This window comes from Streptomyces sp. BK340, assembly GCF_007827595.1.
GTDB lineage: Bacteria > Actinomycetota > Actinomycetes > Streptomycetales > Streptomycetaceae > Streptomyces.
The window spans coordinates 1-12,546 of record NZ_VISR01000041.1 but is presented as its reverse complement, the minus strand read 5'-3'; the positions used below and the strand labels follow the sequence as shown (position 1 = coordinate 12,546).

Annotated in this window: 9 protein-coding genes and 1 pseudogene; 3 read left to right on the top strand and 7 right to left on the bottom strand. The window is 70.7% G+C overall.

Annotated elements, in window-relative coordinates; genetic code table 11:
- The first annotated feature begins 6 nt into the window (after positions 1-6).
- Both FB157_RS43490 and FB157_RS49115 read left to right on the top strand, forming a co-directional pair.
- Positions 7-516, top strand: a complete 510-nt coding sequence (locus FB157_RS43490; protein ID WP_145886811.1) for a hypothetical protein — start codon at positions 7-9, stop codon at positions 514-516.
- 165 nt (positions 517-681) lie between these two features.
- On the top strand, positions 682-1,704 hold the full coding sequence (locus tag FB157_RS49115) for a TIGR02391 family protein (RefSeq protein WP_261386939.1): 1,023 nt from the start codon (positions 682-684) through the stop codon (positions 1,702-1,704).
- 117 nt (positions 1,705-1,821) lie between these two features.
- Here the strand turns inward: FB157_RS49115 and FB157_RS43480 are convergent, their stop codons facing one another.
- The 3 genes from FB157_RS43480 to FB157_RS43470 all read right to left on the bottom strand — a co-directional run bounded on the left by FB157_RS43480 (position 1,822) and on the right by FB157_RS43470 (position 3,752).
- The gene (locus FB157_RS43480) at positions 1,822-2,778 is read right to left on the bottom strand and encodes a hypothetical protein (RefSeq protein WP_145886809.1); all 957 of its coding nucleotides are present in this window, start codon (positions 2,776-2,778) and stop codon (positions 1,822-1,824) included.
- A gap of 3 nt (positions 2,779-2,781) precedes the next feature.
- Positions 2,782-3,276: a hypothetical protein gene (locus tag FB157_RS43475; RefSeq protein ID WP_145886807.1), complete on the bottom strand. Its 495-nt coding sequence runs from the start codon at positions 3,274-3,276 to the stop codon at positions 2,782-2,784.
- Between the two features lie 278 nt (positions 3,277-3,554).
- Complete coding sequence (locus tag FB157_RS43470; RefSeq protein WP_145886806.1) at positions 3,555-3,752, bottom strand: hypothetical protein; 198 nt, start codon at positions 3,750-3,752, stop codon at positions 3,555-3,557.
- A gap of 123 nt (positions 3,753-3,875) precedes the next feature.
- Here FB157_RS43470 and FB157_RS43465 point away from each other — a divergent pair, with 123 nt between their 5' ends.
- Entirely contained in the window at positions 3,876-7,049 is a 3,174-nt protein-coding gene (locus FB157_RS43465) for a helix-turn-helix domain-containing protein (protein ID WP_145886804.1), read from the top strand.
- Between the two features lie 62 nt (positions 7,050-7,111).
- Here the strand turns inward: FB157_RS43465 and FB157_RS43460 are convergent, their stop codons facing one another.
- From FB157_RS43460 to FB157_RS43445, 4 genes and pseudogenes are all read right to left on the bottom strand, one after another.
- Positions 7,112-9,406, bottom strand: coding sequence for a DEAD/DEAH box helicase (locus FB157_RS43460; RefSeq protein ID WP_145886802.1), 2,295 nt, complete (start codon positions 9,404-9,406; stop codon positions 7,112-7,114).
- A 36-nt stretch (positions 9,407-9,442) separates the two neighbouring features.
- On the bottom strand, positions 9,443-10,015 hold the full coding sequence (tpg, locus tag FB157_RS43455; RefSeq protein ID WP_145886801.1) for a telomere-protecting terminal protein Tpg: 573 nt from the start codon (positions 10,013-10,015) through the stop codon (positions 9,443-9,445).
- Entirely contained in the window at positions 10,015-12,021 is a 2,007-nt protein-coding gene (locus FB157_RS43450; protein ID WP_145886798.1) for a transcriptional regulator, read from the bottom strand. Before FB157_RS43450 ends, tpg begins: the two co-directional genes overlap by 1 nt.
- A gap of 290 nt (positions 12,022-12,311) precedes the next feature.
- Positions 12,312-12,546 (bottom strand): annotated as a pseudogene (locus tag FB157_RS43445) (IS701 family transposase); the annotation flags it as partial.

The following is a 12,546-nucleotide window of genomic DNA, read 5'->3' as shown; positions in this document are numbered from 1 at the left end:
GGGCGGGTGACGTCGACCGAAGCAGCAGCAAGTGCCCTTCAGGACCATGCCGCCCTCTGGAGCACGGGAGAAGTACGGGCACGCGACGTCGTCAGCGCAGCCTGTGATGCGCTCGTCGCCGGGCTCGACAGCCCCGGGCTTCGAATCCTGGCCGCCTGCACACGTGCTGAGGCGGACTACGACGTGCACGAATTGCTCCCCGAGGCTCTCGAAGAGCTCGGCCTCACCTTCTTTCCCGTCGCCAGCGATGCCGGCAAGGAAGCCGCCGTGCGCGCGCTCGCACGCCGCATGCTTGCCGGCGAGCTGTCACCTCGGGAGTTCACCTTCCGGATTCATCAGCACCACGGACACGAACTCGCACTGACGGAACAACTGGCCGAACTCGACGACGAGTACGACACCCTCGAATACGGCGACAAGACAGCGGCACAGATCGATGCCGAGGTCACGGCCGAAGCCCGCCGCCTCGCAGCCCACCCCCACGTTCCCGCCGAACCCAGGGACACGCCGAGCTGATGCACACAGATCGACCCGCGAGTTCCCGCTGAACAGGCTTCAGCTTGGCTGAACCCACTGGACTCGGCGGGTGTGACCCAGATACGCGTCAAAGGGGCAATGAGTTGATCTTGAAACCCTGAGCGTCCGGCCCGTCACCCATTCGGCTCAGTGTCGTTGGTGGTGATGTTGACCGTCGTCTGGGGCATGGGGCGGGTTGTGACCTCGATCGAGCGGACCGCGTATCCGCGGTTCAAGCGGCTGATCACCGCGCACGAGCTGTATCTGTTCTTCTCGCCGACTCGCGATGAGCTGGAGTGGGCGGCCGATGCGACGGACGGGGATGAGCATCTACTGGCCCTGCTGCTGATGCTGAAGTCGTACCAGCGCATGGGGTGTTTCCCGGCGCTGGAGGACGTGCCGGAGCAGGTGGTGGAGTTCGTCCGGCGCCAGGTGGAGCTGCCGGAGGGCGGCCTCACCGGCCGGGAGATCGCTCACCTGCTGGCCCAGTCAGGCGTTGCGGACGCCGACGGCTCGAGCAAGCGCGAGCGGCTGGCCCGCGCGCTGCTGATACGGCAGGCGCGTGACCAGGCGTCGAACTGCGTGATCAGGTTCATCAGTGAGGCGATGGCTCCCGTGCGCTACGTGCGGCAGCCCGAGGTGTTCTCCCGGCGCCGCGACGACCTCAACGAGGTCCTGGTCCACATCGGCCTGCGGGTCAACGAGGAAGGCAAGGTGGCCAGCGGACCGGCCGCGAGCACCCTGGATGAGGCGGCCCGGCACGCCAACTCCCTGCGGGCAGAGCTGCGCCGCCGGGGAACGCACCCACAGGTCCTGGCCTACTGCACCCGGGAGATCCTGGCGAAGAACGCCTTCCACGCCGGCCTGGAGGCCGCCAAGTCCGTCTTCGACCGGCTCAGGCAGCTCACCGGCGAGCAGCTCGACGGCTCCCAGCTCATCGACGCCGTCCTCATGCCCGGTGCCACCGGCACCCCGCGGGTGGCCATCAACACCGGTACGACGCCGACCGAGACCGGGGAGCAGAAGGGCTTCGCGATGCTGCTCAAGGGGCTGGGCAGCATGTACCGCAATCCCACAGCACACGATCCCCGGCTGAAGCGGCACGTGACCGACGAGGAGCTGCTGGAACTGCTGACCACCCTGTCCATGGTCCACCGCCGTCTCGACCACGCCCGCGTGCAGCCCTGACCGACGACCGGCCAATGATCACGGGCGGTCGAGGACCGCGGCCCGCGTCAGGTCAGGATCGGCGCTGCTCGCACCGAGAGCGGCACAGCGCGCTGAACTCCTTCAGCGCGGCATGCATCATGCACCCGGGCCCGGTGGATGCAATGGAGGGTTCGGATCTGATGGCGCGGCCCGGTACGGCGCAAAGGCCGCGTCTGCAGCATCCCGGTAGGGTCGCCGGGACATGCGGGTAACGAGTTGCCACATGGCGCGTTCCTCGGACAGTTGCTGCGGCAGTACGAGTCCGAGCGCGTCGGCCAGCGGTTTGCGGCCCAGGTTCACCATGGCTCTCACCGCGGCGGCCCACTCGTCGGTGGCGTACACCGCCGAGCGGTACCACAGCGGGATGAGCGCACACAGCGCGATGGCGGTGACGATCAGCAGGAGTTGCTCGGCTCCGGCTGACGGCAGAGCCAGAAGAGCAAGCGCCGCCACCACCGCGTGCCCGTATAGCAATGCCACGAAGAAATCCACGCTGGTACGTGCCGTTTCCGCCTGACGGCGTGCCTGCTCGGGCCCGGCGGCGCTCAGCTCGTTCCACAGCACCTGGGTGTCGAGGCGGAAGCGGTTGTGGCCGTACTCCTCGAAGCGACGGATGGCATTGCCGAGCCGGGTCGGGGCGAGCTGATCGTCGTCCGTGGGGTAGCGGGCCAGCTGCTCGTTGAGGAGCGCCCGCTGTACCGGAGTGCGACCTTCCGGGTGGGCAATCAGCTCAGCGATCCGTTCTTTGCGGGCCCGCTGGCGTCGACACCCACGGTCGTACGCCCTGCGCGGCCACAGCAGATACCCCTCAAGGAACCGGTAGAGCGGCGTCTGGAGCGCGTTGAGGACGATGCCGAAGAGAACGGCGGTAGCGAGGAGCAGCAGGGCCGCCTGGCTGGCACTGTCGGGCCAGACACGCTCGATGACTGCGATCCGCCGCAGATTAGGGGCGACAACGAGGAAGAAGAGCGCGAGATTGAGCGAGGCGGGCAGCACCCAACCGACGACCAACGCCCATCCGCCCGCGAGGACGCCCTTGGCGATGTCTCCCACGGATCAGGACTCCTGCGGCCAGTCGTCGTCCGGATCATTCTCCGGCCCCGGAGAGGTGTGCCCGTCGCGGCCGAGGGTCACGCCATATACGGCGCCGCCGCCTGTGATCCTGCCGATGTCAAAGCTGATCCTCACGTCGCCGCCGACGGCGTAGCCGCCCGGACGGCCCGAGGCATGTTGGGCCAGCAGTTCACGAAGACCTTCGACAGCCCGCTCCAGCTCGGCGTCGTCCATGTCCTCAAGTGCGGCTTGGATACGGGCCCGCCACATGGCCTCCTCGCGGATCCCTGCCTGCTCGACCTCGGCCGCCTCTGCGGTTTCCAGTACGGCAGCGGTCTGGTCCAGACTTTCCAGCGCTGCCCGCTCACGCTGCTCATCCCCGCGGCCAAACCATCGTGCCACTGCCGGCCGCAGTTCGGGCCACGCGTCTGTCCCTGCGTTCTGCACCACCGCAGCTCCGCCTGCTGCGGCCAGCGCCGCTAACGTCTCATTCAGCATCCCCGTTGTTCCCTCCTGGACCAGCTGGCCTTGCCAGACGGGTAGAGCCGGATCCCGTCCCTCTTGAACGTCGGCAGAGGTACGGAGTGGTGTCTGGAAACCCTATTGGGTGGCTCACCCGGCAGACACAACAGATCGCAGGCTCGATGGTTCATCGGCGTCCCTGGGTCCCCGTGCAGGGCCAGACTTGCCTGATCAGCGCAGGTCTGCGACGTTCAGGCACGTCTGGCAAGGAGTTGAGTACGGCCGGGGGGAAGTGGCCTGCCGTCGCATGACAGTCAGGTCAGGAGCGCGGCGAAGGCACCGGCCACGCTGGCGGCGAGGGTGATGACCGCGGCGAAGGTGACGGCGGCGCGGGTGAGAGCGGCCGGGTAGGTGGCGCCGTCCATGCGGGCGAGCTTGCCCGCGCCGGCGGCGGCCAGCAGCGCGACGACGATCACGAGTGCGGTGGCGAGGAGGACGACGGCGACGATCACAGCAGACTCCCGTAGACACGAAGGGGCGTTGACGTGGTCGAACGTTGTGGAAGGGGTGTGCGCCGGGGTTCGCCGGGACGAAGATGAACTCCGGCGAACACATCACGGCCCGGGGGCAAGCACGTGCACGACGAGCAGAGCGGCGACAGTCCGGCACTCACCGACCTGCGCAGGCGGCTGGAGGCCGGGCGGACCCGCATGCGGCTGAACAAGACGGACCTGGCCGCCCGGGCGGGGCTGGGCCGTACGACCGTGTGGGAGGCCTTCCGGAGCGGTGGGCCGGTGCCGTCGGCGGGGACAGTGGCAGCGCTGGCCCGCGCGCTGAGGCTGCCGGTCGACGAGTTACTGGAGCTGCAGCGGAAGGCGGCCGAGGGCGGGGCTGGGGGCGGAGGCGGTGAGCGGCCGGGGCCCGGCAGGTCGATCGGCGAGTGGGAACCGCACGATCTGGAGGTCCATCCAGCCGGGCACAGCAGCATCGTTGACGGCTCGGATGCGCCCGGGACGCGGGTGCTGCCCGGGTACGTGCGGCGCGAGCATGACCGGCTGCTGGACGAGGCGGTGACGGATGCGGCGGCCGGCCGCAGCCGGATCGTGGTCCTGGTGGGCACCTCGTCGACCGGGAAGACCCGGGCATGCTGGGAGGCCGTCCAGCCACTCGCGCAGAAAGGCTGGCGGCTGTGGCATCCGTCCGACCCGAGTCGGGCCGAGGCCGCTCTGGAGGACCTGCACCGTGTTCAGCCGCGCACCGTGTTGTGGCTGAACGAGGCCCAGCACTACCTCGGGCACCGGGCGGCCGGTGAGCGGATCGCGGCGGCCGTGCACCATCTGCTGGTCACCCCGGAGCGCGGGCCGGTCCTCGTGCTGGGCACGCTCTGGCCCGAATTCGCCCTCCAGTACACGGCCCTGCCCGCTCCGGGCGGGGACGATCCGCACAGCCGGGTACGGGAACTCCTCTCCGGTCGCACTGTGATCGTCCCGGATTTCTTCGACGCGCCGGCCCTGGCGGCGGCGGCTGCCCTGGCCGAGGGCGGTGACGGTCTGCTGGCCGATGCCCTCACGCGCGCCGGCGTCGATGGGCGGGTCACCCAGGATCTGGCCGGTGCCCCCGAACTCCTCAAGCGCTACCAGTACGCAAGCCCCGCCGCCAAAGCGCTGCTGGAAGCGGCGATGGACGTCCGCCGCCTCGGCGTCGGGCTCCATCTCCCCCAGGCCTTCCTCACCGACGCAGCGGTCGACTACCTCAGCCAGAGCGATTACGACCAGCTCACCGACGACTGGGCCGAAGCCGCCTTCGCCGAACTCGCCGAACCGGTCCACGGCAAACAAGCCCCCCTGCGCCGCACCACCCCCCGCCCCCCACGACGCCCACCCACCCCCACCACAGCTGCGGCCCCGCCCTCCGCGCAACCGACGGGGCCGGTATTCCGGCTCGCCGACTACCTCGAACAACACGGCCGCACCACCCGCGCCCACTTGTGCCCGCCCTCGTCCTTCTGGCACGCCGCCCATGCCTACCTCACCCACCCCGACGACTTGGACAGCCTCATCGAGGCCGCAGACGCCCGGCACCGCCTTCAGTGGGCCCACCACCTCCAACAGCGCGCCGCCGACCGCGGCAGCACCAGCGCCCTGGTCAGCGTGGCCATGCTGCGGGTGGAGGCTGGGGACCAGCGGGGCGCCGAAACTCTGGCCCGGCAGGCCGCCGACCAAGGCAACACCTACGCCCTGTACCGCCTGGCCGTGATCCGGGAGATGGCCGGGGACCGGGAAGACGCGGAAGCCCTCTACCGGCGGGCTGCCGACCACGGCGAAACCCGCGCCCTGTACCGCCTGGCCGCGCTTCTTGAGAAGGCCGGGGACCAGCAGGGCACCGAAACTCTGGCCCGGCAGGCCGCCGACCAAGGCAACACCTACGCCCTGTACCGCCTAGCCGAGATCCGGGAGGAGGCCGGGGACCCGGAAGGCGCCGAAAGCCTCTACCGGCGGGCCGCAGACCACGGCGACACCGGCACCCTGCACTGCCTGGCCGTGCTGCGCAAGCAGGCCGGGGACCGGGAAGTCGCTGAAATCTTCTATCGGCAGGCCGCTGACCAGGGCAGCACCTACGCCCTGTATCTCCTGGCCGAGATCCGGGAGGAGGCCGGGGACCAGGAAACCGCCGAAACCCTCTACCGGCGGGCCGCCGACCACGGCCACACCGACGCCCTGTATCGCTTGGCCATGCTGCGCGAGCAGGCCGGGGACCGGGAAGGCGCGGAGAACGTGGCCCGGGAGGCTGTCGAGCACGGCAACACCGGCGTTCTGTACCTCCTGGCCGTGCGACGGGAGGAGGTCGGGGACCGGGAAGGCGCGGAGAACGTGGCCCGGGAGGCTGTCGAGCGCGGCAACACCGGTGCCCTGTATGGCCTGGCCGAGATCCGTGAGAAGGCCGGGGACCCGGAAGGCGCCGAAAGCCTCTACCGGCAGGCCGCCGACCACGGCAACACCAGCGACCTGTACCTCCTGGCCTTGCGGCGGGAGAAGGCCGGGGACCGGGAAGACGCGGAAAACCTGTACCGGCGGGCTGCCGACCAGGGCAGCACCTGGGCCCTGTGCCGCCTGGCCGTGATCCGTGAGATGGCCGGGGACCGGGAAGACGCGGAAAACCTGGCCCGGCAGGCCATCGACCAGGGCAGCACCTGGGCCCTGTGCCGCCTGGCCGAGATCCGGGAGGAGGCCGGGGACCGGGAAGACGCGGAAAACCTGGCCCGGCAGGCCGCCGACCACGGCAACCCCAGCGCCCTGGTCCACCTGGCCATGCGGCGAGAAGAGGCCGGGGACCGGGAAGATGCGGAAAACCTGGCCCGGCAGGCCGCCGACCACGGCAACACCAACACCCTGTACCACCTGGCCATGCGGCGAGAAGAGGCCGGGGACCGGGAAGATGCGGAAAACCTGGCCCGGCAGGCCGGCGACCACGGCGACGCCTACGCCCTGTACTGCCTGGCCGAGATCCGGGAGGAGGCCGGGGACCAGCAGGGCGCGGAAGCCCTCTACCGGCAGGCTGCCGACCACGGCGAAACCCGCGCCCTGGTCAACCTGATCGAGATCCGGGAGAAGGCCGGGGACCAGCACGGCGCCGAGGCCATGGCCCGGCAGGTCGCCGACCGCGGCAGCCCTCAAGCCCATTTCCGCCAGGTGGAGGTAGAGCTGATGTTGCAAAGGCTGTGGCCGTATGGCCTGGACCCGGAAGGTACGCCGACCCCTCGATGGCAACCTACGGCGGACGCACCGGTGGGGGGACACAGAAACCCGTGAGGGTCTCCGAGAAGCGGTGCCAGTCGACGCCAGGGGGGCGGACCGCGCGCCGGGAGGCGGGTTCAGGCGCTGCCGGGTGCGCAGCCGATCGCCCGCAGCAGGTCGAGCTGGTCCGCGCCGAGGCTGTCTCCGGGGTTGCGCAGCCACTGCCGGTAGGTGCGGGTGTCGCCGGGCTGGGCGAGGTGCTCGCCGCGCTCGTGGCGTGCTTTGGCCTGCTGGTAGTGGCGTTGCCAGGGCAGCGGCCACGGCGGGTTCCACCAGGGGTCGATCTCGAAGAGGGCGTCGAGGAGTTCGGCGAAGCCCTTCTGGTCGTCGCTGTCGGCGGCTGTTTGCTGTTCCAGCCGGGCGGCGCGCTGGCGGAGGTTGGCCAGGTCGCGGCCGAACGTGCGGCCGTCGGGGGTGGTGTAGCCGGAGGAGACCGCGAGTCCGCCGTGCTGCTGGGCGCACTGGCGGGCGTAGGTGATCAGCATCTGCCGGTTCTCGCTGCGGGGCTCCCACACCATGCCGGCTTCGTCGAGGCGTTCGATCTGCCAGTCCTTGAGTTCGCCGTTGCGGCGGGCGGCCCGCTGGGCGTCGAGCCAGGCGGGCAGTTCCAGGAAGCGCGGGTCGGTGCCCTGGCCGGGCAGGGTGCGCGGCGGGGACAGGTGGCCGTGTTCGTTGAAGAAGTCGGCGGCGGCGGCTGCGCCGATCGCCCAGTCGGCGGTGACGCCGGAGGGCCGGGTGACGTGGAGGCGGATGACCTGGGCGACTTCGCGGGGGGTGAGGGCGATGCCGTCGGGGCCGATGATCTCCGGGGTGCCGGGGCCGTCGCCGAAGGGCGGGGTCGGGGACTGCTGCTGCGGCAGCTCCACGACCGGCCCGGTGTGCTCCTCCTCGCCCGCGCCGGCGCCGACGGGAGTGTTGGTGGCCGGTGGGGTGGGCCGCGGTTCGGCGAGCTGGGTGGTGGGCAGCCGGTCGCTGATGCGGCGGTCGTGGGCGCGCAGGGCGAGCAGGATGTCGTAGAGGGGTTTGTAGTAGCGGTAGTTGAGCAGGTCGCCGGGGTCCTCGCCGGGGGCGAGGTAGAGGGGGACCAGGAGGGTGGCTTTGGAGCCGTCGGGGCGGGGGCGCAGGGCGCGGCCGAGGGCTTGGACGATGCCGACGACGTCCGTACGGGGGGCGGCGAAGCAGACGTCGACGGAGGTGGAGTCCCATCCTTCGCCGAGGATGCGGACGTTGGAGACGAGAGTGAGGGCGCTGGGCCGGCCGTCGTCGGTGAGGGGCTGGGTGTGGTTGAGGTTGTCGAGGATCGCCACGCGGTCGGGGTGGTCCATGTGGACGGTGTCGGCGCGCAGCGTGGCGGGGACGAGGGGGACGTCCGTCTCGTCGTGCGGGCCGGGGGTCGTCTCGCCGCGCAGGGCGGCGGCGGTCTCCAGGAAGGTGTCGGTGAGGGCCTGGGCGTCTTTGACGCGCTGGTGGAAGCTGATCCACTTGCCGGCGCTCGCGCCGGGGTAGCGGGCGGCGGTCTTCAGTAGTGCGGTGGAGAGGCTGACCAGGGCGGGGGTGTCCTGGAAGGTGGCGTTGCGGGTGCGGCGCAGTTCGTGCTGCAGGCCGGGGTGTTCGACGACCATCATGACGATGCGGTAGTCGCACACGAGGCCGGCGGTGATGGCCTCGCTCAGTTCCATCCGGTAGACGGTGGGGCCGTAGATGTCGGGGTCGTCCATGGATACGGCCAGGCTCACGCCGTCGGTGCCGGGGTGGAGGGTTTCGGTGTAGGCGGGGTCGCTCTCCCAGATGCGGGGGGTGGCGGTGTAGTAGAGGCGGCGGCGGGCGGGGATCTTGTCGTCGTCGTGGACGGCGGCCCAGGCCTTGTTGATGCTGCCTGAGGTGCGGTGGGCTTCGTCGGCGATCAGCAGGTCCCAGGAGGGCAGGGTGCGGGCGGCGTGTGCGGCGAGCAGGGCGCCTTGGTTGTCGTCGCCGTCGGCGAGGGAGGCGTAGGTGGCGAAGACGGTGTAGTGGTCCAGGCCGCTCAGGAGGGCGGCGAGTTCGGCCGGGTCGGTGGTCTGGGGGATGCCCGCCGCGTCGAGGTCGGCGCGGGGGCTGCACACGGCGAGCAGGTGCCCGTGGTGGTCGTTCTGTTCCTTCCAGACCTGGGCGGTCTGGGCGAGCAGGTCGAGGGTGGGGACCATGACGACGGTGCGGCGGACGTGGCCGCTGTGGGTGAGGTGCTCGGCGGTGCGGGCGGAGACCAGGCCCTTGCCACAGCCGCAGGGCATCACGATCGTGGCGCGGCCGCCTGCGGCGACGGCGGTGACGCTCGCGTTGAGGGCGGTGCGCTGGTCACGGCGCAGGGTGTGGCGGGCGGGGCGGTGCATCATCGGGCGGTCCTTCGTCCAGCGGGCCGAAGCGGCGGGTCAGAGTTCGAACTTGATGTGGACCAGGTCGCGGACGGTGACGTCCATGCCGGTGCCGCGCAGGCCGAAATAGGCCTCTGCGACGGCCTGCCCGGCGATTTCCAGGGCGCGTGCCTCATTGCCTGCGTCGCGGGCCGCGAGGAGCCGTTCGGTCTCCGAGGGGGTCAGGTCCTCGTTCAGGCGGCGTTCGCGGCCGTCGTCGCTGCTGCCCGCGGAAGGGCTGTAGAAGGTGAAGGTGGCGGTGATGTAGGCGCGCAGGCCGCGGCGGCGCATCGCGTCGTCGGCCTTGCGGCCGAGGCGGGAGCGGAAGCGGGCGGCGACCGCGTCGTGCAGGCGGGCGGCGAAGGCGGCGGGCGGGTTGCGGCGCTGGCCGCGCAGGTAGCGGCGCACCGTCTCCGGGTGCACGCCGAGCAGTTCGGCCACGCGGGCTGTCTTGCGGCCCATGCGGCGGTGGAGGAAGGCGACCTGGGCGTGGGGGCTTTGCGGCATGCCTCGCTGCGGGGCAGCGGCAAGGCGGTCGCGTTCCAGGTGGTGGATGTCCCACAGGGCGTCGAGCACGGGGGTGGTGGCCATCACTTGCCTTCCCAGGCGGCGTCGGTGCGGCCGTCCTTGATACGGCTCGCCGGGTTCTTGTTGAGTTCGGCAACCTGCAGGTACCAGTCCATGGACTGCACGCCTTCCAGCTTCACCCGGCCGGGGTTGGGGCCGACGGTGAAGCCGGACTTGTGGCCGGTCAGCCACAGGATGTCCGGGACGGGGGAGGCGAAGACGATGCAGTCGGTGTTGACGGCCAGCGGGCGGGCGCCGATGGCCTTGGCGGTGGCGATGAGCTTGCGGTTCATGACCGCGCGGTAGCGGGCGAGGATCGCGGCCCGGTGATCGGGCCGCCAGTCCGGCCGGTCCAGGGCCTTCCAGCGGGCGTTGGTGCCCTCGGCGCGGCGGCCGTAGTCCTGCGGGCCCTGCCGGTACTTGCCGATCGCGCCCTTGATGGTCTGCTTGATCGCCTTGAGGACCAGGAGGTCGGTGGGGTGCTCGGCCCTGAACGTCGGCTCCTGCATCCGTGCCATGGCCTGAAGGAACTCAGGTGGCGTCAGCGGGGTGCCGTCGGGGTGGGTGACCGCTCCCAGGCAGGTCATGGTCTCCATGTAGGCGGCGTTGAGGTGCTCGTACCAGGGCTTGAGGTAGGGGACCTGGCCGAACGGCGGCACGGGTCCGGCATCCGGGCGTCGATCGTCGTAGCGGTCGGGATGCGGGGCGATGCCCATCGCCCGGGCCTGCTTCTCGCTGGGTCGCAGGTATCCCCGCATGGGCCGGGGGGTGTGGCCGAGTTCGGCGGCCAGGGCGATCGTGTGGGTCTCGTACCAGGCCCATCCGGTGGGGCGCGAGCCGTCCGGGGTGAACGGGCTGGGCAGCAGCGGGTCGGTGGGCACGCCGGAGAGGTCTTCCAGCCAGGATCCGGGGACCTTCTTGTCGAAGGCGGGCTGCTGCACCTCGTAGGGGGCGCAGGTGCCCATGGGGGTGGCGTTGCAGGCCGCGAAGAAGGCCAGCATCGTGTCGAGGCCGACGACGAAGGGCAGCTGGCGTTCTTCCTCGGTGGGCATGCGCCACCACTTCAGGGCTTCTTCCTGCAGGACCTGGGCAGGGTCCTTCTCGTCGCGGCCAGCGGCCAGCGGGTGGTCCCGGGTCGCCTCCGCAGGCGCCGGGTCCACGGGCAAGTGGAGGGCTCCCTCAAGCCACTTCGAGCGGACCTTCCCGGAGCCCTCGTCGCGCCAGGCGCGGGTGGCCGGACGCAGGGCGCTCATCAGTTCCTGTCCGGTCACCGCCGTCGAGCTGACCGGGGTCATGACGCGGTCGCTGTAGATGCTCAGGAAGCGGACCACGTCGGGCACCGTGGAGGCGGGCCGCCTGGTGTCGGGGTCGACGGGCAGCGGCCAGCCGCCGGTGGTGAGGGCTCCCCAGGGCAGGATGGCCAGCTGCACCGACCGGCGGCCTCGCTGGACGCGCTGGAAGATACGGACCCAGGCGGAGAACCAGGGCTTGTTGCCGCGTTGCGGCATCTCCCAGCCGTGTGCGGCAAGGTCGGCGATGACCGGGTGATCGACGGGCAGGGCCCGCTCCTCGCCGTCCTCGCGGTCGGGTAGCCCCAGAGCCCTCACGGCATCGGCGGTGAGCACGATCAGCGGGTCGCCGTCCTTGCCGCTGGGATGCAGCCGGGGCGTGCCGAAGGGCCGGTCGGCGGCCCAGGTCACCAACTCCCTCACCGATGTCGCCGGACACGGAATCACTTTGCCGCTTGCCAGATGGGCGCGGCGGCGGCCGTCGATGACCGCGAACGGCCCGTAGTCAAAGCCCTTGCCGCTTCGTTCCTCGTCCGGGACCGGCTCTTCGTCCGCCACCGGCCCGCCGTCGTGGGCGGGAGTGTCGTCCTGTCCCGCGGCGGGGTCGTCTTGGGCAGGGCTGCCTGCGGCGCCCGTAGCCTCCTGGCAGGCGAGGGCGGTGGCTGCGGCGGCCTCGGTGACGGCCACCGGCCAACTGCCCGGCCGCCGCTGTGCACCCTCGGCGCGGGTCTCATCCAGCACGGTGTCCGGCTGCTGCGTCTCCGACTCCTCAGAAGCGACTCCGTCCCCGCCTGATGCGACGGGCGTGGCCGGGGCGGCTTCGGCCATGCCGGTGGCGGGCTTAGTACTGCAACGGTGCTTGTTCTGATTGCTGGGCAGTTTTCAGGGACTGTGGCCCCGTCGTTTGTAGTGACTGAGGCGGGCTTGGTGTTGGCGCCTGCGGCGCCATGTCGACCAATGCAGGATGTGCTCGACCGGGGTGGGACAGCGGTCGGTGAGCCGGGTGATCAGTCGTCGGATCTCGGCGAGGCTCAGGCGGATGAGCTGGGAGGATCCGTTTCTGCTTTGTCCGTGTCCAGTTCTCGGGCCCGCAGCACTGTCAGGCAGGCATGGGCGGCCATGGCGAGAGTCATGTGACGGTGCCAGCCGGGATAGCGGCGGACTTGGTAGTCGTCCAGGCCGCACTCCTGCTTCGCGCTCTGGAAGCACTCCTCGACCGCCCACCGGCTGCCCGCGATACGGATCAACTCGTCCAGCGTGGTGTCG

Coding starts and splice junctions, on each gene's coding strand:
- tpg (WP_145886801.1), bottom strand. CDS start 10,015: ATGGCCACCACCCCCGTGCTCGACGCCCTGTGGGACATCCACCACCTG.
- FB157_RS43475 (WP_145886807.1), bottom strand. CDS start 3,276: ATGCTGAATGAGACGTTAGCGGCGCTGGCCGCAGCAGGCGGAGCTGCG.
- FB157_RS49115 (WP_261386939.1), top strand. CDS start 682: ATGTTGACCGTCGTCTGGGGCATGGGGCGGGTTGTGACCTCGATCGAG.
- FB157_RS43460 (WP_145886802.1), bottom strand. CDS start 9,406: ATGATGCACCGCCCCGCCCGCCACACCCTGCGCCGTGACCAGCGCACC.